A 20,678-nucleotide genomic window follows, 5' to 3' on the forward strand; every position below is an offset into this window, starting at 1 on the left:
GCGGCGCGGGCGCGGTGTGGGGAGGATGGCCTCATGCTGCTCGCCCGTGTTGCGGAGGTGTCCCGCGAGGTCGCGGCCACATCCGCGCGTTCGCGCAAGATCCGGCTCCTCGCCGAGCTGTTCGCCGAGGCCGAGCCCGAGGAGAGCCCGCTCGTCATCGCCTACCTCTCCGGTCGGCTCCCGCAGGGGCGGATCGGGGTGGGCTGGAGCGTTCTCAAGGAGGTGGTCCCGCCCGCGGTCCCGCCCGTCGAGCGGCCGGGCCTCACGCTCGGGCGCGTCGACGCGGTGATGACGGAGCTCGCGGCGGTCTCCGGCGCCGGCTCCCGTGCCGAGCGGACCCGGCTCGTCCACGCCCTCTTCGCCGCGGCCACCGACGACGAGCAGCAGCTCCTGCTGCGGCTGCTCACCGGGGAGGTGCGCCAGGGAGCGCTCGACGCCGTCGCGCTGGAAGGCGTCGCCCAGGCCGCCACCGTGCCCGCCGCCGAGCTGCGGCGTGCCGTGATGCTCGAAGGCTCTCTGCCCCCGGTCGCGCAGGCCGTGCTCGCCGAAGGCGCCACCGCCCTGGACCGGTTCACCCTCCGCGTCGGCAATCCCGTGCAGCCGATGCTCGCGCACACCGCGGCCTCCGTCACCGAGGCGATCGGTGCTCTCGGGCCCTGTGTCGTCGAGGAGAAGCTCGACGGCATCCGGGTCCAGGTCCACCGGCGCGGTGACGACGTCCGGGTCCACACCCGCTCGCTCGACGACATCACCGACCGGCTGCCCGAGGTCGTCGCGACCGCGCGCGCCGTACCGGCCGACGGTTTCATCCTGGACGGGGAGGTGATCGCGCTCGACCCCGGCACGGGACGCCCCGTGTCGTTCCAGTCCATCGCCTCGCGGGTCGGATCCCGCACCGATGTCGCCGGAGCACACGCCGCCCTGCCCCTCACCGCGGTCTTCTTCGACGTCCTCGCGGCCGACGGCGAGGGACTGATCGACCGGCCCGGCCAGGAACGGCACGCGGTCCTCGCCGGACTGCTCCCCGAATCCCAGCGGGTCCGCCGCCTCGTCGTGGCCGACCCCACCGATCCCGCGCAGATGGAGGCCGCCGAGCGGTTCTTCACCGACACCCTGGCCAGGGGGCACGAAGGAGTCCTGGTCAAGGCCCTGGAAGCGCCCTATGTAGCCGGCCGCAGGGGGCGGACTTGGTTGAAGGTGAAGCCCGTCCACACCGTCGACCTCGTCGTCCTCGCCGTCGAGCGGGGCCACGGGCGCAGGACCGGGCTCCTCTCCAATCTGCACCTCGGCGCCCGCACGGCGGACGGTGACTTCGTGATGCTCGGAAAGACCTTCAAAGGGCTCACCGACGACATGCTGCGCTGGCAGACCGAGCGGCTCGGTGAACTCGCCGTGGAGGACGACGGATTCACCGTCCGGGTCCGGCCCGAACTCGTCGTCGAGATCGCCTACGACGGACTCCAGGCCTCGACGCGCTATCCGGGCGGTGTCACCCTCCGGTTCGCCCGCGTCCTGCGCCACCGCCCCGACAAGCGGGCCTCCGAGGCCGACACGGTCGAGGACATCATCGGCCGTTCCTGAGCGGAGGGGCGGTGGACCTCGCGTGACGACGCCCCGCGAGGGATGCTGGAGACGTGGTACGACGAGCGCCGGCACGACGAGCGCGGGGCTCCACGAGCGACCGGCGGGCCGCGAGGAGATGAGCGACGTGTACGACTTGCACATCGACACCGACGTGACCGTGCAGCTCAGTGGCTGCAGCCGGGAGGACGCGCAGGCCGTCTTCGGCGTCCTCGACGGCGTCTACGAGCTGGAGGACATGACGGCTCCGGGCCCCCAGGCGGCCGCGGGGCCTTCCCCCACGGTCTGGACCGCGACCTTCGACACGGCCGGCGGACGCCACCAGGAGGTGCGCCCCACCTCCCTGACCTCCCCGGTCGGAGCCACGCTCAGCGGTGGCTACCACGCCGTCAACGAGGTCGAGAAGGTGCTCGCCGCCGGCTTCGACATCCAGTCCCAGCAGTCCGTCTCCGGTGACCAGGAGACGGAGGCCCGGTTGCTGCTGGCATCCCGCTGAGCAGGAGGCGCGAACTCCCCGGACGGAGCGGACGGGCGCCGTCCGGGGTTCGCGTGCGCCCGCGGGCTTGAAGGACCCCCCTGCCTTCCCCGGTATACACCGTGTGTAGAGTTTTCCGTCTGCCGTGAGTACCGCCCTGACCAGGTGGTTTTCCGGCATGACCGAAGACACCACCGGGGAAAGCGGGTTCCACCATGTTCCGATCCAGGCCGGGCCGACGCAGGGGGGCGGCCACTGTCCTGATCGCCGCGGCGTCGTTGATGCTGACGCTCGGCGGCTGCGGAGTCGACACCGTCACTCCGCAGGACGCCCGAGGAGAGGGCGGAACGGACGACAAGGCCGGCGCCGAGGCCCGTCGCGTCGACTGCGCCGAGGTCAAGTGCATCGCTCTCACCTTCGACGCCGGTCCGGGCGAGGACACCCCCCGGCTCCTCGACATCCTCAAGGAGAAGAAGGTTCCCGCGACCTTCTTCCTGCTCGGCAGCAAGCACGTCGACCGCTATCCGAAGGTCGTCAAGCGCATAGCCGACGAGGGTCACGAGGTCGCCAACCACACCTGGACCCATCGGATACTCACCGATCTCGACGAGTCCGAGATCCGCGACGAGCTGTCGCGTACCCAGGACGCCGTCGAGAAGATCACCGGCCGTAAGCCCACCCTGATGCGCCCGCCGCAGGGCCGCACCGACGGAGCGGTGTCCGACGTCAGCCGGGAACTCGGGCTCGCCCAGATCCTGTGGAGCATCACCGCCAAGGACTACGCCACCACCGATTCCGCCCTCATACGCCAGCGCGTCCTCGAACAGGCGCACCGGGACGGGATCATCCTGCTCCACGACATCTACGACGGCACCGTCCCGGCCGTTCCCTCGATCATCGACGAGCTCAAGCTGCGGGGCTTCACCTTCGTGACCGTGCCCGAACTGCTGGCCCCGGGCAAGGCCGAACCGGGCTCCGTCTATCGCCCCGAGAAGGACTGACGAGATCCCCCGAAACCGGGTGAGGCGCCTCACACCGCCCACGGGGGAACGCTCGGAACATTCGGGAAAGGTCTACCGTTCATACGTATGTGACACCGAAGGGGCCCGGTCCCCAAGGTCCCCCCCATTGAGGTGACCGCTCTTCGCGTCACGGCAGATCGGCCCCGGTTGGAATCCCCCGTCCAACCGGGGCTCTGTCGTTCCCGGACACCGCCGCGCACGCCGCCCGAAGGAACGGCGCCGCCGGCCCCACGACCTCCCGCAGGGCACCCGTCGGCCCGCCGACCTCCCGCAGGGCACCCACCCGGCCCGCCCCCTCCCGCAGGACACGACAGCGGCGCGTGAGCGGCGCGCACCCCGGCGCGTTCGACCCGTTCGAGTGAGCCACTGCATGGTGGCTCCGCCCTCGGGCACTGATCATCCCGAGCGCTGAGCCGATCACTCGCCGGCCGCTCCGACCAGGGACGATCGAAGGGGGACCCATGTTCCGCACCACCTCGCGCACCCGCCGTGTGCTCCTGACCGCGGCCGCCGCGCTCGTGCTGTCCGGCTGCACGGCCGTCGGTCCCGGAACTTCCACGACCCCCGGCGTTCCCTCCGGCAAGGCCGCCCAGGACGCGCTCCTCAAGGCCGCCGAGCACCGGCTCGTCGTGGACTGCCTGAGCGGCCGGGGGCTCTCGCTGACGCCTAGGCCCCGCGCTCCCGACGAGGAGCGGAAGCTCCGGACGGCGCTTTTCGGCGACGGTCCCAGAGAGCTCTCCGTCACCCTCGCCACGGGCGCCACCGTCACGGCCCACGAGGACGGCTGTGTCGCCGGTGCCCGGCAGCGCCTCTACGGCGACCAGCGCCGCTGGTTCCGGGCGCAGGTCGTCGTCGACAACCTCCGCGCCGAGGCCCAGGCCCGGATGCGTGACGACCCCGCCCACCGCGCGGCCCTCGCCCGGTGGACGGGATGCGTGACACCACCGGGCGGCCCGCGGCCCGGCCGTCCTGATCCGGCTGTCGCCGCCCGCTGCTCACGCGAGAGCGGACTCGACGAGGTCCGCGAGCGTCTGGAGGCCGCCGAGCTGACCGCGGTGCGCGCGCTGCGCCGGGACGAGCTCACCACATACCGGCAGCTGCGCGACCGCGCGCTGCGGCAGGCAGTCGAACTGCCCGCGCCCACCCACCCGCAGAAAGGCACCACCCTCTCGTGAAGCGACTTCTCGTCACCACCGCCGCGGCCCTCTTCGCGGCCACCGCCGGTCTCGCCCTCGCGACCTCCGCCGGCGCGGCCGAATGCCCCAGCGGTGAGTTCTGCGTCTGGCAGGACTCCGGCTTCGGTGGCCAGCGCGCCAACTGGAGCGGGGACGACGGCTGGTGGGAGAGCTGGATCTCCGACACCGACTCCTCCTGGGCCAACCACGGCATCTCTGGACCCGGCATCAAGGACCACGTCAAGGTCTATGAGAGCGCCTGGCAGGGCGGCAGCATGACGATCTGTCTCGCCCCGGGCCAGGAGGTCGGCTACAACGGAGCGGCCAACGACCGGGGTGACTCCCACACCTGGTCGATGGGCTGCTGACCCGCTCCACGCGCCTCCCCGCGTCGTGGAGGTCGCCCGTCCTTCCGCCCCGACGTTCACCGGGCGGGGCGGAAGGACGGCGCGGCCCATCAGCTCTCGTTGCCCAGCCACAGGTCGGGGCCGAAGACCTCGTAGTGGATGTCGGCCGCCGCGACGCCCCGGCCGACGAGGTCGCCTCGGACCGCGCGGAGGAAGGGCAGCGGTCCGCAGAGGTACGCCGTGACGCCGGCCGGCAGGTCGAGCGTCGTGACGTCCGCGCGGCCCTGCCGGGCTCCGGAGTCGCCCGGCTCCTCGTACCAGAGGTGCAGCGTCCCCTGGGGCAGCGCGTCCACGAGGCGGCGCAGCTCGGTGGCGTGTGCGTGGGACTCGAGAGCGCGGTCGGCGTGGACGACGACGACCGGCCGGGTCGAACCGGTGGCCGCCAGGTGATCGAGCATCGCCATCATCGGGGTGCTGCCGATTCCGGCGGAGGCGAGCAGCAGCGGGCTCTCGCCCTCGGGAAGGACCAGGTCGCCGAACGGGGCGGAGACCTCCACCGTGTCGCCGGCGCGTGCGTGGTCGTGCAGCCAGGACGAGACCTCGCCGGCCGGGTCGCCGTCGACCCGCTTGACGGTGATCCGCCACTGCGGGTGACCGGGCGCGGCGGACAGGCTGTACTGGCGGATCTGCCGGGCACCGTCGGGCAGGGTGACCTGGACGCTCACGTACTGGCCCGGCCGGAACGCGGCCGTCGGGGTGCTGTCAGCGTTCCGCAGGACGAAGGAGGCGGTGTCGGACGTCTGCTCCTGTCGCTCGGCGATCTCCATCGACCGCCAGACCTGGCCCTCGGTGACGCCGGCCGTCCGGTAGAGCCGGGCCTCCACCGCGATCAGCGCGTTGGCCATCAGCCAGTACACCTCGTCCCATGCCTGCGCGACCTCGGGCGTGACCGCGTCGCCGAGCACCTCGACGATCGCGGCGAAGAGGTGCTCGTGCACGGTCTTGTACTGCGCGGAGGTCACGCCGAGCGAGGCGTGCTTGTGGGCGATCCGCGACAGCATCACGTCGGGACGCTCGTCAGGGCGTTCGAGCAGGGCGACGGCGAAGGCGGCGATGGAACCGGCGAGCGCCTGGCGCTGCTCGCCGCTGGCCTGGTTGCCCCGGTTGAACAGATCGCGCAGCAGCTCGGGATGGGCGGCGAAGAGGCGGTCGTAGAACCGCTCGGTGATCCGGTCGAGCGCGCCGCCGACGGCGGGCAGGGTGGCGCGGACGACCGGGACGGCCTGCTCGGACAGCATGGGAACTCACAATCTGGTAGATGATCTACGTATTTAAAAAGATGCGCACACGCCGACGGGCGATGGTCGGCTCAGGAGGAGGGGCGGGAGGTGAGGGAGAGGAGCAGGGGGCCGGTCGGGGAGTCGACGAGCTCTGCCACGGTCAGCGGGTCGAGTGCGCGGTAGAACGCCTCCTGCGCGTCACGCAGCGCCCCTCGCAGTCGGCAGGCGCTCCGCAGCGGGCACGGGGGATCGCCTTCGCAGGCGACGACCTCCTCCTCGCCCTCCAGGGTGCGGGCCAGCCAGCCGACCGAGGAGCGGCGACCCCGTTCCGTGAGGGCCAGGCCGCCGCCGCGACCGCGACGGGCCTCGACCGCACCGAGGTGCTGCAGCCGGGTGACCACCTTCGCCATATGGGCGTAGGGCACGTCCATCGACTCCGCCACCTCGCGGGTGGTGACGGATTCCTCCGGTGCGGTGACCGCCAGGCGCATCACGGCGCGGAGTGCCAGGTCGGTGAACTTCGTCAGCCTCACGCCATGACCGTATCAAAGCAGTATTCGACATACGTATTAAGGGTCCTGTCGGGCGGCTCGACGGCGTCGTCGGTGGTGACGCCACAGCCACCAGCCGCCCGAGACCAGGCAGCTGGTGGTGAGGACGATGACCGCGACGGGCCAGCGTCCGCCCGCGATACGGATGTCCGTGACCACCACAAGGAAGAGGGCGACCGCCGGCAGCAGGACGGAACCCATGGCCCGCAGCCCCGCACGCGCCATGACGGGGTCGAGCCGGCCGCCGCGCGAGGAACGCGGGTCGGGAGAGCCGACGTAGAAGACGGTCGCGCGGTCGGTCAGGCGCGTGGTGCCCCGGTAGTACCCGACGGCCATGTACGGGAGCCAGACCAGCGGCGCCACCAGGCCGACCAGGAACACGCCGCCGAGCAGAGCCCACCTGCCGACGCGGACCCGGCGCCCGGCCGCGTCGTCCGGGGTGACGAGACCGAGGAGCCGGGTCATCCGGGCGATCAGGTACCAGAAGGCCGCCACGCGCCCCCGGCCGTCTCCCCTCCCCGGCCGGGTTCCGGCCGGGTCGAGCGCCGCCCGCGCGGTCTCGGTGTCCCCGTACACCCCTTGCAGGACGAGGAGTTCGGCAGCGCGTTGCGGGTCCGTGGAGTCCCGCCCTTCGACGGCGGCGATCTCGAGCACGGTGCGCACCTGCGTGAGAAGCGCGCCGCAGAAGGCCAAGGGGATGAGCAACAGGAAGGGGCCGCCGACGAACGCGCCCTCCGCCGTCACCGTGCGCCGTCCACGGGTCACGACCAGGGCGCGCAGCGCGGCCGCGTCGGCCTCGGGGTGATCCTCGCGGAGCCGGGCGACGGTCGGACCGGCGCCAGGGCCGAGGTGGCGCAGAGCGAAGGACGCGAGCGACTCCGGAAGCCTGCCGGGCTCCGCCCGGACCTCCTTCAGGAGGGAGCCGGCGAGCCCGGCGGCCGGTGCCGCCCGCGTCCTCTTCCGCACGTCCGCGTGCGCCTTCTTCCCATGCCCCTCCTGGGACCTCAGGCCAGGACCCTGGCCTTCGCCTTCTCGAACTCCTCGGGCGTGATCGCGCCCTTGTCCTTCAGCTCCGCCAGCCGTGCGAGTTCCTGGGTGGCGCTGCCACCGCCGCCGCCCTCCTGGGTGGAGGCCGTCTTGCGGATGTAGTCCTGGAAGGCCGCCTCGCTCTCCCTGGCCCGCTTGACGTCACGCTCGCCCATGCTCTTGCCGCGGGCGATGACGTAGACGAGCACGCCGAGGTACGGGAGCAGGATGCAGAGCACCAGCCAGCCGGCCTTGGCCCAGCCGTTCAGGGAGTGGTCCCGGAAGATGTCGCCGATCACCTTGAAGAGCAGGAACAGCCACATGATCCAGAGGAAGAACCACAGCATGGTCCAGAAGAGGTTGAGGAGAGGGTAGTCGTCCATACCGGCGCACTCCGTTCCCGCACCGGCCGGGAGGCCGGGCATGGAGCGAGTTTCACCCAGCCCGGCCGCCTCCGCATGTCGTGGGCGCGCGTCACGCGCCCTCCTTCACACGCCCCGCAGGGCCGCGAGCGCGCGGTCGGCGTGGGCGCTCATCCGCAGCTCGCTGCGGACGACCTCCCGCACCCGCCGGTCCTGGCCGATCACGAACGTCACCCGCTTCGTCGGCGCGAGCGAGAATCCGCGCTTCACGCCGAACCGCTCGCGCACGACACCGTCCGGGTCCGACAGCAGGGGATAGCCGAGGGAGTGCCGCTCGGCGAACTCCTGCTGCCGCTCCACCGGGTCCGTGCTGATGCCGACGGGCAGCGCGCCGACGGCGCGGAACTCGCCCGCGAGATCGCGGAAGTGGCAGGCCTCGGCGGTGCAGCCGGGGGTGAGCGCCGCCGGGTAGAAGAAGAGGACGACCGGCCCTTCGGCCAGCAGTCCGCCGAGGGAGCGCGTGGCTCCCGTCTCGTCCGGCAGGCTGAAGTCCTCGACGAGGTCACCGACGTTCATAGAGGCCCGTCCCCGATCCGTACGTGATCCGCCACCGGCGCCTCCGGTGACCGGCCGGTGACGTTACCGCACGGTAGACCTGTCGTCACCCTTTCGGGTGAGCCGTCAAACGAGGTCACGTCGGTCAGACCCGGTGTGCCGTCGCGGTGCTCGACGCCGCCGTCGTTGCGCCCCGGGCCGCGGCGCGCCCGTCCAGCACGGTGAGGGCGCGCTCGCCCCAGCGCAGGTTCTCCTCCTCGAAGAACCGGCCGCGCATCAGCGTGAGGTACGGGCCGACCCGCTCCGCCTCGACGAGGTACGTCTCCTCGTCCCGTCCGGCGAGCATCCATTCCCGCAGCCGGTCGTAGCGGGCCAGCTTGGCCCGCGACGTCTCCATCCGCTGCGCCACGAACCCCCGGACGGCCGTCGTGTCACCCCCGTCGCAGGCCTGGACCTGGACCAGCAGCTCGTCCCGTACGGCGCTGGGGCGGGGCGGAGTGGCGGTGTAGGCGGCCAGATCCCGCATCCCCGGCTCAGTGAGGCTGAACATCCTCTTGTTGGGGCGCCGTTCCTGCTCGACCACGCGCGCCGTGATGAGGCCGGCTTCGGCGAGCTTGTCCAGCTCGCGGTAGAGCTGCTGCGGGGTGGCGGCCCAGAAGTTGGCGACGGACACGTCGAAGATCTTGGCAAGGTCGTATCCGGATGCCTCGCCCTCCAGAAGAGCTGCGAGGACGGCGTGCTTGAGCGACATCCCGTCACGCTAGCAGCACGTTGAATAGTTTCCTCCGCACCTATTCAACCGGCGATCCGCAGGCCGGACGGGGGTTCTACGCTGGCACGTCCGTCCGGCGCCTGCCTAGGCTGGAGGGAGGGGACGGCAGATCCGAGGGGCAGCGCGATGGACAGCCATACGTTTGTCTATACCACCTATATCCGGACCACCCCCGACGAGCTCTGGAAGGCGCTCACGGACCCGGTGTTCACCCGCCGCTACTGGGGTGTGGCCTTCGAGAGCGAGTGGACCCCCGGCGCCCCCATGGTCTGGGACGAGGTCGGCCGCAGGACCGCCGACCCCGAGCAGGTCGTCCTGGAGGCCGAGCCCGGCCGCCTCCTCTCGTACACCTGGCACACCTTCACGCCGGCCTGGGCGGAAGCCGTGCGTCTCGGCCGGGACGTGTACGAGCGGCTCGCCCGGGAACCCCGGTCCACGGTGACCTTTCGGATCGAGCCCTCGGGCGACACCGTCAAGCTCACGGTCGTCCACGGCGATCTGGACCCCGACGGGCTGATGAAGGGGATGATCGCCGAGGGCTGGCCCGCGCTGATCTCCAGCCTCAAGTCGCTTCTGGAGACGGGCGAGGAACTCCCGGAACCGCCCCGCTGACCCATTCGAGTCGTCTCGGCCGCCAATCCGCCGCCACACCCAGCCCCTTGATCATCCGATCCTCATCTCATCCGATGTGATGCTGAGGTCGGCACCCCCTGCCGACGTCCTGGTGGCCGACGGAAAGGGGAGGGTGTGTCGGACGCGTCGTCACGCAGATACGTACGGGGGTGGGGAGCGCTCTCCCTGGCCGTCGGAGCGGTCCTCGTCAGCACGGCGGCCCAGTCGCCCGTCGACCCCGACGCGGGTTCCTTCGTGGTCCCGGAACCCACCGCCCTCGTCACGGTGGACGGCTGCTCCGCCGTGCAAGGTCTCTGCTCCGCACCCCGCCACGCCGTCGCGCTCCGCGGCGGAAGCGTTCTCACGGGGGAGGCGTTCACCCTCGGACCACAGGTCTCCGGCCCCGTCGAACTGGCGCTGCGCACCCCCGGCGTACTCGCCGACGTCACCGTCACCGACCAGCGCGGCCGCCGCGTCGCGGGAACGCCGAGCGCCGACGGCACGCGCTGGACCAGCGCCGCGCCGCTCCCCGCCGGCGCCCGGTACGCGGCCCGGCTCGTCGTCGAGCGGGCCGGCGCCCCCGGTCCCGACCGCCGTCTCGCCCGCCTGGACTTCCGTACGGTGGCCGCCCCCGTCGGCGAACGGCTCACCGTCGCCTTCGGCCCCGACGACGGCGGTACGTACGGCGTGGGCCAGCCGGTCACCGCCGAACTCAGCCACCCCGTACCGGCGGACGAACCCGAGGCCCGCCGGGCCGTCGAACGCGCCCTCGTCGTGCGGACCGCACCCCGCGTCGAGGGCGCCTGGTACTGGGTCGACTCCACCACCCTCCACTACCGGCCCCGTGCGTACTGGCCCGCCCGCACCACGGTCCGGGTGCGCAGCGGCCTCGACGGGACCAGGGTCATCGGCGGCCTGTACGGCGGCCGCTCACGGCCCCTCACCTTCACCACCGGGGACCGGATCGAGGCCGTCACCGACATCGCCGCCCTCCGGACCACCGTGTTCCGCGACGGAGAGCCGGTCCGCACCATCCCGGTCACCACCGGCAAGGCCGGCTACCGCACCCGGGGCGGCACCAAGGTCGTCCTCGGCAAGGAGCCGCTCGTCCGGATGCGCGGCGACTCCATCGGCATCGCCCGTGGCAACAGCGACTACTTCGACCTGAAGGTCCGCTGGGCCACCCGGGTGACCTGGAGCGGAGAGTACCTGCACGCCGCCCCGTGGTCGCTCGACGCGCAGGGCAGCGAGAACGTCAGCCACGGCTGCACGGGCATGAGCACCGAGGACGCGGCCTGGCTGTTCTCCACGGTGCGCGAGGGCGACCTCGTCCGCGTGGTCAACGGGTACGGCGAGCTCATGACCCCCTTCGGCAACGGCTTCGGCGACTGGAACCTCAGCTGGCCCGAGTGGCGCCGGGGCAGCGCTTTCGCCTCGGGCACCGCGGCGCCTCGATCCGGAACCGCCGCGACCGCCCTCCGTCCGGCACTGTGACCTGACCTGACCTGACCTGACCTGACCTGACCTGACCTGACCCCGGCCGGGGACGACCTGCCCGTGGAGCTCGCCGCCCCGGCCGGAGCAGTAGGGTCCACGACCCGTCCTCCTACCGGTACTCGACCGTCAGAGTCACCGGCGTCGCCTGGTTCACGAAGAGGTACGCGGTCCCGGCCGGCGCCGACGTGAAGCCCAGCCGGAACTGGGTGACCCCGCCCCGGTTCAGCGCCGCGAGCGCCTCCGCCGACAGGTCCGTCGACACCGCGCTCCCCGAGGTGAACGCGTCGACGCGCGCCGCACCCGCCACCGTGGCCGCCGCCGACCAGTCCGCGGGCTCGACCGCGCAGCCGCCGAAGCAACCCGTGCGCAGGTCCACCTGCAGCCGGTTGCCCGAGGGCGACGCCCACGGATCACCGGAGCCGCTCGACCTGGTGACGGTCAGCCAGGCCCGGGCGACCTCCTTGCCCGCCGGAATCCGGGAGGTGTCGAAGGAGACCACCGACCGGTTCACCTTGCCGTCCGTACCCCGCCCCAGCGCGAGCCCGTACACGTCCTCCAGGGTGCCGACCGCCGCGCCGGAACCGTCCGCCGCCGCCTTCACGTACCCGTCCTCGGTGTCCGTGCTCGACAGGACCGTCCGGTCGCCGGTGGGCGGAGGCGTGCCGGTGCCGCGCAGCGCCCGCACCATGCCCATGATCGCCTCGATCTGCTTCCCGCCGTGCCGGGCGTAGGCGGTGTCACCGAGGTAGCCCCACCAGTTCCAGCAGCCGTTCGGGTTCTCCAGGGTCGCGGTCGCCGCCGCCTGCGGATACAGGACGATCATGTCGTTGGTGTCGGCGTACTCGTTCAGGTACGCGTTCTCGACGAACCGGGTTCCGAACCCCTGGTACGTGTATCCCTGCTTGCAGCCGTGCAGCGCCACGAGCAGCTTGCAGCGCGCTCCCTGGGCACACGAGGCCGGCACGTACGCGAAACCCTCCGCGCCCATCGACAGGGCGGACGCCGAGCCGCCCGGAGCGTACGCGTTCTGGTCGAAGCGGATCAGCGAGCCGCCGGTGCCCGAACCGGGCGCCGTGACCGAGCCGAGGAGATGCCCGAGCAGCGCCGCCTCCGCGTCGATCCCGCAGTTGTTGAGGAACGGGGTCTGCGTCACCGTGCAGGAGTTGGGGCCGAGCGGAGTGATCCAGGCGTGCCCCGCCGCCGTCGACCGGTCGTACTGGACCCGGGCGCCGAAACGGCCGTAGTAGTCGGCGAGCGCGTCCGCCACCGGCCGCTTCACCGTGGTGTCGCCCGAGCCGCTGAACACGTACACCGGGTCACCGGCCAGATTCGCCACCGGGTCGACCTGGCCCTGCGCCGACCGGTCGCGCGTGGCCTGTTCCAGCGCGGCGAGCTGAAGGCTCTGCGTGGTGTCCATACAGGCGTTGAGCGCCGTCGCGAGCTGGCCGCGTGCACAGTCGTACGGCCCCGACGCGAACGCGGCCGAGCCCTCGAACGTACCCGAGTACGCGACGTGCAGCTGGGTGGCCATGTACCCGCCGGACGACACCCCGGCAGTGAACACGGAGCCGATGTCGTAGCCCTGGAGCGTGCCGGGCACGGGCGGGGGAGCGGCGGCCCCGGCGGGGGACGCGGTGGGAGGCAGGGTCGCGGCGACGCACAGCAGCAGTGCCGCGAAGCGGCGTGGCCCGCGGCGACGGGTGGGACGGGGTGAACGCATGTGATCTCCCGGGCGGCTCGTTCCTGACGGAGGGTTGGCCGGGAGGCTATGGCCGGTCGGGAGCCCCCTTCCATGGGCGAGGACGCCACAATGCGGGCACTCCGGTATGGCGGCCCGTCACCTGGCAGCCGCCGTGGGGCCGCCCGACGCGAGCTGCGAGGATGCGGTCATGGAACACCACGAGGACCGGGACGCCCGCCTGGCGGAGGCGGTCGCACTGCGAGGACAGGGTCACCGGGAAGAGGCCCGCGAGCGGCTCGTCGCCCTCGCCGCCCGGCACCCGGAGGACGCGGAGATCGCGTATCAGACGGCCTGGGCGCACGACGTGCTCGGCCTGGAGACGGAGGCCGTGCCGTACTACGAACACGCCCTCGCGGGCGATGGGGCCACGGGCAGCGGGCTCACCCCCGAGGACCGGCGCGGGGCGCTCCTCGGACTCGGCAGCACCTACCGCGTCCTCGGCCGCTACGAGGAGTCCGTCGCCCTCCTGACCGGCGCCGTCGATGAGTTCCCGGAGGACGGCTCCCTGCGGACCTTCCTCGCCATGGCCCTGTACAACACCGGCCGGCACCACGAGTCCGCCCGGCTGCTGCTCCGGCTCCTCGCCGCCACCAGCGAGGACCCGACCGTACGCGCGTACCGACGGGCCATCGATCACTACGCGGAGGACCTCGACGCGATCGGGTGAGACGGGGACGGTCCCCGTACGTCGGCCTCGTAGGGTCCGAAGCCCTCGGTCGCGCACGGCCCGGGCCCTCAGCCGGTCACACTGCCCGGGCCCTCAGTCGTTCACCGCCGTCAGGAGCACCACCGCGTCGTCCAGGGCGGTGATCCCGTGCCGCTCCCTGAGCATCCGCAGCGTGCCCGTCGACAGTTCCTCCGCCCGGCCCGCCATCGTCAGGTTCACCCGCCCCCGCAGCACCTGGAGGCTCGCCGCCGGGGGCGCGTTGTGCTCGTCCAGGGACGTGCCCGCCGTCAGGGCGATGACGGACTGCCGGAGCACCCCGTCGTGCATGATCAGATGGGCGCTGCGCCCGTGCGGCGCGGTGCGGGCCGCGGCCATGTGCTCGTCGGCGAGGGCGGTGAGGTCCAGCTTCATGACTCTCCCTGCGGGATGCGCGGGCGGATACACCCAGCCTCGCGTGTGCCGACCGGGACGCAACTCGGGACCGCCTGTCCGAAACGCACCGCCACGATCCCGCCGGCGGCGACGAAGGCCCCGGCGGCGAGCAGCGCCGCTGACCAGCCGTGCTCCGCGTACAGCCAGGACCCCGTGAGGGAGCCGAGCGCCCCGCCGCCGAAGGTGGCCAGCATGAAGACCGTGTTGACCCGCGCGGCCACCTCCCGGCCGATCCCGAAGATCCTCGCCTGGTTGGCCACCTGGCAGGTGCTGACCCCCACCACCAGCAGGTTCGCCGCGACGACCAGGCCCACGGGGGAGTGCGGCACCAGGCCCGCCACCCCGAGCCCGAGCCCCGCGAGCCCCAGCCCTCCGGCGCTCACGCGAGGTGCCCCGTACCGGTCGGTGAGGGGCCCCGCCGTCGCGGAGAGCAGCGCGGCGGGCAGGGTCAGCACCCCGAAGAGTCCGGCCGCACCCGGTCCGTACCCCAGCGGCGGCGCCGCCAGGTGAAAGGCGAGCACCGCCCAGAAGACGCTGAACGCGGCGAAGACACAGGCACCGAGCAGCGCCGACGCCCGCAGGGCGCGATGAGCCGCCAGGAGCCCGGGCAGTCCGGCGAGGAGCCCGGCGTACGAGGCACGACCGCGGGTCCCCAGCCGCTCGGGCAGCCGTCGCGGCAGGACGCACAGCAGGGCCGCCGTCGCCGCGGCGGCCACGAGGTAGGCCGCCCGCCAGCTGCCGCTCGCGTCCGTGACGGCGCCCGAGACCGTACGCGAGAGGGTCGAGCCCAGCGTGAGCCCGAGCCCGACGAGCCCCACCGTCCTGCCCTGCCGCCCGGGGCCCGCGAGCACGGCCGCCACCGGGGTGAGGATCTGCGGCAGCACCGTGGTCGTGGACAGCGCGAGCGTCGCGAGCGTCAGCGTGACCACCCCGGGTGCCGCCGCCGCGACGAGCAGCGCGGCGGTGGTGAGGGCGAGCAGCACCGAGGTCAGGCGCCGGAGCCGCGCGGTGTCGGCCAGCGGAACCAGCAGCAGGATGCCGAACGCGTACCCGATCTGCGCGGCCGAGGCGACCAGGCCCGCCGTCCGCTCCGTCACGTCGAGGCTCCGGGCGACGGCGGCGAGGAGCGGCTGCGGGAAGTAGATGTTGGCGACGGTGACGGCGCCGGCGACGGCGAAGAGCGGGACGTTCACCTTCATGGGCCGCTCGGGCGCGGTGGAGGGGGCCGGGGCGGTGGCGCGAGGGGGCACGAAGTCTCTTCCGTACGGGGGAGCGGAGGCCTCCAGGCTCCCCGCCTCCGCCCCGCTGGAACAAGCTGTCATCATGAAACCGGCGTTGAGCCACACTCAACGATCAGGGCGGTCGTCCAGGAGGTCCGGTGCTCGAACGGTACGAACTGGAGACGTTCCTCACGCTCGCCGAGGAGCTCCACTTCGGACGCACCGGCGAGCGTCTCGGCGTCTCCACCGGCCGCGTCAGCCAGACCGTGAAGAAGCTGGAGCGCCGCGTCGGCACCCCGCTCTTCGCCCGCACCAGCCGCAGCGTCGTCCTCACCCCGGTCGGACTGCGTCTGTACGAGGACCTCCTGCCCGCCTACGAGCAGCTCCGGACGGCCCTGGAACGCGCCACCGAGACCGGACGCGGCGTCCACGGGAGACTGCGGGTCGGCTTCGGCACCCCCTGGGACGCCGAACTGCTCACCGCCGCCGCGGACGCCCTCCTCGGCCGCCGTCCCGGCTGCGAGATCACCGTCCGCGAGGTCCCCCTCGACGGCGGCGTCCGGCCCCTCCAGGACGGCGCACTCGACATCCAGCTCGCGGCCCTCCCCGTGCGCGAACCGGGACTGACCACCGGCCCCGTCGTCGTCCGTGACGAGCGGGTCCTGCTCCTGCCCGCGGCACACCCGCTGGCCGGACGGCCGTCCCTCGGCCTGGAGGACCTCGCCGAACTGCCCCTGATCACCACCGGGGGAGCCCACCCTCGCCACTGGCTCGACCACCACTACCCCCGGCACACCCCGTCCGGGGCCGTCATCCCACGCGGCCCCGTCGCGGCCACCTGGCAGGAGGTCCTCTCCCATGTCACGGCCGGCCGGGGCGTCACCCCGGGCGCGGCCCGGGGCGCCCGCTACCACCCCCGGCCCGGCATCGCCTACGTCCCCCTGCGGGACGCCCCGCCCCTCGCATACGGCCTGGTCTGGCCCACCGCCGCCGACTCCGCCCTGACCAGGGAGTTCGTGGCGGCGGTCGGCAGCGTACGGGAGCCCTGACCCCGGACCTTCAGCCGCCGCCGAGTGCTCCGCGAGCGTCGTCAGGCGCTCCTGGACCCGCGCCATGAGCTAGCCGATCGTGACCACACGGGCCCAGTCGGGCGGGGTGTCCGGCTCGTAGTCGGGATCGTTCTCGATCCACGAACCGCCGCGCGACGCGTCACGGGGGAAGAGACCCACCACCGTCCGGCACGACGGCCGGTCCTCCGGCCACGGCGTCTGGCCGTCCGTCAGGACCACGATGACGTCGGGCCGGGGCGCCGTCCGCAGCGCCCGGGCGAAGCCCGCACGGAGATCCGTACCGCCGCCGCCGACCAACGGGATGCCCTCGGCGCTGCACAGCGGATGGACGGTGCGGGCCGCCGCGTCGCAGGACATCACCGTCACCAGGTCACGACGCCCGCCCACGGCCCGGGAGATCGCGGCCACCTCCAGGAGCGCGCCGCCCAGCTCCGCGTCGCTCACCGATCCGGACGTGTCCACGATCACCATGACCCGGGGCGGTCTCCGCCGGAGGCTCGGCAGCACGGCACCCGGCACTCCCGCCGAGCGCCGGGACGGCCGGCCGTACGAGTAGTCCTCACCGGCGCCGGAAGCCGAGGCCGCCGAACGGACCGCCGCCCCCAGCAGGTCCCGCCACGGCTGCGGCGAGTGGAAGACCTCCTCCGCCCACCGCTTCCATGCCCTCGGCGCGTTCCCCGGGCGGCTCTTGACGGCCTGTGCCACCCGGAAGCGGACGGCGTCCTGCTGCTGCTTGCTGAGGCCGTCCGCACCGTCGGTGCCCAGATCCCACTCCCGTTCCAGACCGTCGGCACCGCTGCCGCAGTCCAGCCAGGCGAGGTGCTGCATGCCGGCGCCGAGACCGATCCGGCTCAGGTAGTCCTCCATCAACTCGCCGGAGGCGAGCCCGAGGGAGCCCGGAGTGACGGCGTCCTCGGGCATCACCAGTCCGTCACCGAACACGTCGTCGTTGATCTCGCAGTCCGCCGCGATGTTCATCAAGAGCCGGGCGCCCGGGCCGGTCAGACCACGCTCCCGTGCCACCCGGTCGCCGCGCCCGTGGTGGTCGCGCAGAAGGTGCGACACCTCGTGGACCCACACCCCGGCCAACTCCTCGACCGGTGTCCGGTTCACGAAGACCGGCGAGACGTAGCAGCGCCAGTGCCGGTCGACCGCCATCGTCGGCACCCGTCGGGACTCGACGACGTGCAGGGCGAACAGGGCGGTCGCCAGATAGGGCCGTGCCCGGACGGCGAACAGCCGGGCGGCGAAGAGCTTGTCGCGGTCGAGCACGCTCCCCGTACGGGAGCCCGCACCGGGACCGGCTTCCGCGCCGGCAGCGGCGCTCGCGTCCGGGCCCGCACCCGCGCCCACCACCCCCGTGCCCCCGCCCTCGCGCGTGTCCGTACGCGCGCCCGTGATCGTCCTCATCGCGCGCCCGCGACGGACCGCGCGCCGCGCGCGACCAGGGCCGCCGCCTCGTCCGCGCGCCGGGACATGGAGACCGCTCCCGCGAGCCGCTCGATGGTGGGCGGCACGTCCCACTCCGTACGGCGGAGCGCGGCGAGCGTGGTCGCCGGGACGACGACGAGATCCGGCGCGCCGGTCTCCGCCGCCCTGGCGAGCACGGCCCAGGCGGCGTCCCAGCGGGCCTTCTCGGGGCGCGCCCCGATCGCGGCCACGACACCGTCGAGCGCGGCCTGGCGCAGATCACCGCGCTCCGGCAGCTCGGCGCCTGCCGGGTCGGCGAGCAGCGTCTCGGGGTCCGGGAGGTCCATCCGGTCCAGACTCGCGAGGAGTTCGAGCCCCGGACCGTCCCCCACGGTGCCCCGCACCAGGAGCGAGATCACCTCGCGGGAGGACCCGGCGGCGGAGGCGAAGGCGAGGAGGCGCAGGCTCATCTCCCAGCTGCGGGGCGAAGGCCAGGCGCCGCCCCGCCGGGTCTCCCCGCCGGGCAACCGGTGGACGAGGGTGGGGCGGGTGGCGAGGAGTCCGCACACCGCCCGCCGCGCGTGGTCCACGGCGTTCGGCAGGCGCTCCGGGTCGAGCCGGGGCAGTGTCGCCCGCGGCCAGGTGCCGCCGAGGCCGCGGACGACCACGTCGTGATCGTGGGTCCACTGGAGGTGCACGAAACGGTTGGCCAGCGGCGGACTCAGCTCCCAGCCGTCGGCGGCCGAGGCCCGCGGGTTGGCGGCGGCCACGATCCGCACCCCCGACGGCAGGCGCAGGGCGCCGATCCGTCGCTCCAGGACGAGACGCAGCAGCGCCGCCTGTACCGCCGGCGGGGCGGTGGACAGTTCGTCGAGGAAGAGCAGACCGCGGCCGGCCTTCACGAGTCGTACGGCCCAGTCCGGCGGGGCCATCGGAACGCCCTGCTCGGCGGGGTCGTCGCCGATCACGGGAAGTCCCGAGAAGTCGGACGGCTCGTGCACGCTGGCGATCACCGTCGTCAGCGGGAGGTCCAGGGACTCGGCGAGCTGGGTCAGCGCGGCCGTCTTGCCGATGCCGGGCTCGCCCCAGAGGAGTACGGGCAGGTCGGCGGCGACGGCGAGGGTCAGTGCCTCCAGCTGGTCGTCGGGGCGCGGCTCGGTCGTGGAGTCGCGCAGCAGGGCGAGCAGTTCGTCGGCGACGGCGAGCTGGTCGGGGGAAGGGGTGTGCAGAGCCATGGGTGATCACCTGTGGGTTCGTCGTCAGTGGGCCGGTACCGGCGGGACAGCCGGTACCGGCGAGGGTGGGGGATACCCGCGGTACCGGTGCGTGCCCGGTGTCGCTTCGATCAGAGGGCGCGGCTGTGGCGAGGCCGGGCGCGGTGGCGCCGGGGGCGGCCCTGCCCGGGCAGCACGCGGCCCGGCCCCGGGCCGTAGAGGTCCGCCCGGTAGAGCCCGTACACGATCCGGCGCCGGGCGGCCGATTCCAGTGCGTCCCGCAGCGCGCCGTTGCGGAGCGCGGCGCCGGGGCCGAGCAGGGCTTCGACGACGGCCAGCGCGCCGGCGGTGTCGCCGTGGTCCAGGCGTTCGCGGACACCGGTCAGGCAGTCCGGTCGGCGGTGGGCGTCGTCGATGGCCTGCAGGCAGGGGAGGGGCGGCCCGCCCAGCGCGACCAGGAGCTCTTCCCGCCGGATCTCGGCGGGGTCGTGGTCGAGCGGAGCGAGGACGCCGTCGGAGAGGCCGATCCGGTGCCGGGCTCCCCGGCAGTCCACCAGGCGCGACCGGCCGGGCGGGTCCGCGACCGTGGCCGGCCTCGCGGGCCGGTGGTCGGGCACGAGCGCCGAGGCGACCAGTGGGTGCAGCCGCCCGGCGTCGATCAGACCGGCGCGCAGCAGTTCCAGATCGGGCGGCACCCAGGTCGCGGCGTCGGGCAGCGTGGGCAGCGCCCGTACGCCCGCCGCGGGCATCGAAGGGGCTGCCGATGCCGGTCCGCCGGCCGTCGGCACGTCGAGAACCAGCTGGTGGCGGGCCCCGATCCGGACACGGACGTGTCCGGAGTCCCGTCCTTCGGCCCGCAGCAGGATCCTGGCCTCCGCCGCCCAGCGGTCGACGGCGCGGCCGGGTGCGGCCTCGTCCGGCCAGGGGGGATCGGACGACGGCACCGCGTCGGCCCCGGAACGGATCCGCAGCTCGTCGCTGCGCCGCGCGTCCCAGAGATGGCGGTGGAGATCCAGGCGGTACCGCCGGCTCGGGCGTGGATGTGGATGCCGGTGTCGACCGTCCGGGGAAGCGGATCCGTCCCACAGTGCGAGGCTCAACCGCTGCCCGGCGTCCGCCCAGGCCGGCGCGGTCCGCACCACAAGGGACACGGAAGAGGGGTCGCCTCCCCCGTCGTCCCCCGAGATCGCCCCCGAGACGGCGTAGCGCGCCAGCGGAACGGTGAGCCCCGGGCGCAGCACTCCGTCGGGAGCGATCCGCGGCATGTGCCAGCGCAGCAGGTCGGGAGCGAGTCGCCGGAGGTCGGCTTTGATCAGGGCGGCGAGTTCCCGCCCGTACGTATGGGCTGCGGAGCGCAGGTCGAGATCGACGTCGACGCCTGCGGCGGCACAGGCGCCCGCCCAGTCACCGGCTGTGCGCCGGAGGCCGGCGGTCTCGATCATGGAGGGCGGCACGGCGAACTCGCGCACGCGCAGCCAGAGGGAAAGGCGGGAATCGCCGTTCGCGGCATGAGTGAGCATCAGCACTCACCTTGCGCGGACGGGACCCCCGATCTGATAGCAGCGTAGGTCGTCATCTCGATGATCGTATCCAGGGGTGCGCGGCGGGACCAGTGGTTTTCTCCGGAGGGCTCAGGCCTCGCGGCCGCCCACCGCGTGGAGGCCTGGCC

The 20,678-nt window shown here is 73.2% G+C and carries 21 protein-coding genes; 9 read left to right on the forward strand and 12 right to left on the reverse strand.

The features are described from left to right. The first annotated feature begins 33 nt into the window (after positions 1-33). From OG392_RS35230 to OG392_RS35250, 5 genes are all read left to right on the forward strand, one after another. On the forward strand, positions 34-1,581 hold the full coding sequence (locus OG392_RS35230; protein WP_329286336.1) for an ATP-dependent DNA ligase: 1,548 nt from the start codon (positions 34-36) through the stop codon (positions 1,579-1,581). A 118-nt stretch (positions 1,582-1,699) separates the two neighbouring features. Then, positions 1,700-2,077 carry a hypothetical protein gene (locus OG392_RS35235; RefSeq protein ID WP_329287654.1) on the forward strand — a complete coding sequence of 126 codons (378 nt, stop codon included), beginning with the start codon at positions 1,700-1,702 and terminating at the stop codon, positions 2,075-2,077. 194 nt (positions 2,078-2,271) lie between these two features. Continuing rightward, entirely contained in the window at positions 2,272-3,057 is a 786-nt protein-coding gene (locus OG392_RS35240; RefSeq protein WP_329286338.1) for a polysaccharide deacetylase family protein, read from the forward strand. Between the two features lie 482 nt (positions 3,058-3,539). After that, complete coding sequence (locus OG392_RS35245; RefSeq protein ID WP_329286341.1) at positions 3,540-4,253, forward strand: hypothetical protein; 714 nt, start codon at positions 3,540-3,542, stop codon at positions 4,251-4,253. Further along, on the forward strand, positions 4,250-4,621 hold the full coding sequence (locus tag OG392_RS35250) for a peptidase inhibitor family I36 protein (protein ID WP_329286342.1): 372 nt from the start codon (positions 4,250-4,252) through the stop codon (positions 4,619-4,621). The genes OG392_RS35245 and OG392_RS35250 overlap by 4 nt, the downstream gene beginning before the upstream one ends. Before the next feature lie 89 nt (positions 4,622-4,710). Here the strand turns inward: OG392_RS35250 and OG392_RS35255 are convergent, their stop codons facing one another. The 6 genes from OG392_RS35255 to OG392_RS35280 form a co-directional block, all read right to left on the reverse strand. Continuing rightward, the gene (locus tag OG392_RS35255) at positions 4,711-5,898 is read right to left on the reverse strand and encodes a globin domain-containing protein (protein ID WP_329286344.1); all 1,188 of its coding nucleotides are present in this window, start codon (positions 5,896-5,898) and stop codon (positions 4,711-4,713) included. A 71-nt stretch (positions 5,899-5,969) separates the two neighbouring features. After that, on the reverse strand, positions 5,970-6,413 hold the full coding sequence (locus OG392_RS35260; RefSeq protein ID WP_329286347.1) for an RrF2 family transcriptional regulator: 444 nt from the start codon (positions 6,411-6,413) through the stop codon (positions 5,970-5,972). 36 nt (positions 6,414-6,449) lie between these two features. Next, positions 6,450-7,397, reverse strand: coding sequence for a hypothetical protein (locus tag OG392_RS35265; RefSeq protein ID WP_329286349.1), 948 nt, complete (start codon positions 7,395-7,397; stop codon positions 6,450-6,452). 38 nt (positions 7,398-7,435) lie between these two features. Beyond that, a complete protein-coding gene (locus OG392_RS35270; protein ID WP_329286351.1) occupies positions 7,436-7,840 on the reverse strand; it encodes an SHOCT domain-containing protein in 405 nt (134 codons plus the stop codon). A gap of 105 nt (positions 7,841-7,945) precedes the next feature. Then, on the reverse strand, positions 7,946-8,395 hold the full coding sequence (locus OG392_RS35275) for a peroxiredoxin (protein ID WP_329286353.1): 450 nt from the start codon (positions 8,393-8,395) through the stop codon (positions 7,946-7,948). Between the two features lie 124 nt (positions 8,396-8,519). Further along, positions 8,520-9,125 (reverse strand): PadR family transcriptional regulator, encoded by a 606-nt coding sequence (locus OG392_RS35280; protein ID WP_329286355.1) that lies wholly within the window; start codon positions 9,123-9,125, stop codon positions 8,520-8,522. Positions 9,126-9,272: 147 nt separating this feature from the next. Between OG392_RS35280 and OG392_RS35285 the strand changes: the two genes are divergently transcribed. Together OG392_RS35285 and OG392_RS35290 are read left to right on the forward strand one after the other, a co-directional pair. Beyond that, a complete protein-coding gene (locus OG392_RS35285; protein ID WP_329286356.1) occupies positions 9,273-9,758 on the forward strand; it encodes an SRPBCC family protein in 486 nt (161 codons plus the stop codon). 255 nt (positions 9,759-10,013) lie between these two features. Continuing rightward, on the forward strand, positions 10,014-11,252 hold the full coding sequence (locus tag OG392_RS35290) for an Ig-like domain-containing protein (protein WP_443055117.1): 1,239 nt from the start codon (positions 10,014-10,016) through the stop codon (positions 11,250-11,252). Positions 11,253-11,364: 112 nt separating this feature from the next. Here OG392_RS35290 and OG392_RS35295 read toward each other — a convergent pair whose 3' ends face one another. Then, positions 11,365-12,975: an extracellular catalytic domain type 2 short-chain-length polyhydroxyalkanoate depolymerase gene (locus OG392_RS35295; protein WP_329286361.1), complete on the reverse strand. Its 1,611-nt coding sequence runs from the start codon at positions 12,973-12,975 to the stop codon at positions 11,365-11,367. A 169-nt stretch (positions 12,976-13,144) separates the two neighbouring features. Here OG392_RS35295 and OG392_RS35300 point away from each other — a divergent pair, with 169 nt between their 5' ends. After that, positions 13,145-13,663: a tetratricopeptide repeat protein gene (locus OG392_RS35300; protein ID WP_329286362.1), complete on the forward strand. Its 519-nt coding sequence runs from the start codon at positions 13,145-13,147 to the stop codon at positions 13,661-13,663. 93 nt (positions 13,664-13,756) lie between these two features. Here OG392_RS35300 and OG392_RS35305 read toward each other — a convergent pair whose 3' ends face one another. Both OG392_RS35305 and OG392_RS35310 read right to left on the reverse strand, forming a co-directional pair. Then, positions 13,757-14,074, reverse strand: coding sequence for a cupin (locus tag OG392_RS35305; protein WP_187624761.1), 318 nt, complete (start codon positions 14,072-14,074; stop codon positions 13,757-13,759). Then, entirely contained in the window at positions 14,071-15,345 is a 1,275-nt protein-coding gene (locus OG392_RS35310; RefSeq protein ID WP_329286364.1) for an MFS transporter, read from the reverse strand. Before OG392_RS35310 ends, OG392_RS35305 begins: the two co-directional genes overlap by 4 nt. Positions 15,346-15,473: 128 nt before the next feature. Here OG392_RS35310 and OG392_RS35315 point away from each other — a divergent pair, with 128 nt between their 5' ends. Then, positions 15,474-16,364, forward strand: coding sequence for a LysR family transcriptional regulator (locus OG392_RS35315; RefSeq protein WP_329286366.1), 891 nt, complete (start codon positions 15,474-15,476; stop codon positions 16,362-16,364). Positions 16,365-16,433: 69 nt separating this feature from the next. Here OG392_RS35315 and OG392_RS35320 read toward each other — a convergent pair whose 3' ends face one another. The 3 genes from OG392_RS35320 to OG392_RS35330 form a co-directional block, all read right to left on the reverse strand. Next, complete coding sequence (locus tag OG392_RS35320; protein ID WP_329286368.1) at positions 16,434-17,795, reverse strand: vWA domain-containing protein; 1,362 nt, start codon at positions 17,793-17,795, stop codon at positions 16,434-16,436. Then, entirely contained in the window at positions 17,792-19,030 is a 1,239-nt protein-coding gene (locus tag OG392_RS35325; protein ID WP_329286369.1) for an AAA family ATPase, read from the reverse strand. The genes OG392_RS35320 and OG392_RS35325 overlap by 4 nt, the downstream gene beginning before the upstream one ends. A 110-nt stretch (positions 19,031-19,140) precedes the next feature. Next, entirely contained in the window at positions 19,141-20,529 is a 1,389-nt protein-coding gene (locus OG392_RS35330; RefSeq protein WP_329286371.1) for a hypothetical protein, read from the reverse strand. Positions 20,530-20,678: the final 149 nt, after the last annotated feature.

This window comes from Streptomyces sp. NBC_00691, assembly GCF_036226665.1.
In the GTDB taxonomy this organism is placed as follows: Bacteria; Actinomycetota; Actinomycetes; order Streptomycetales; family Streptomycetaceae; genus Streptomyces.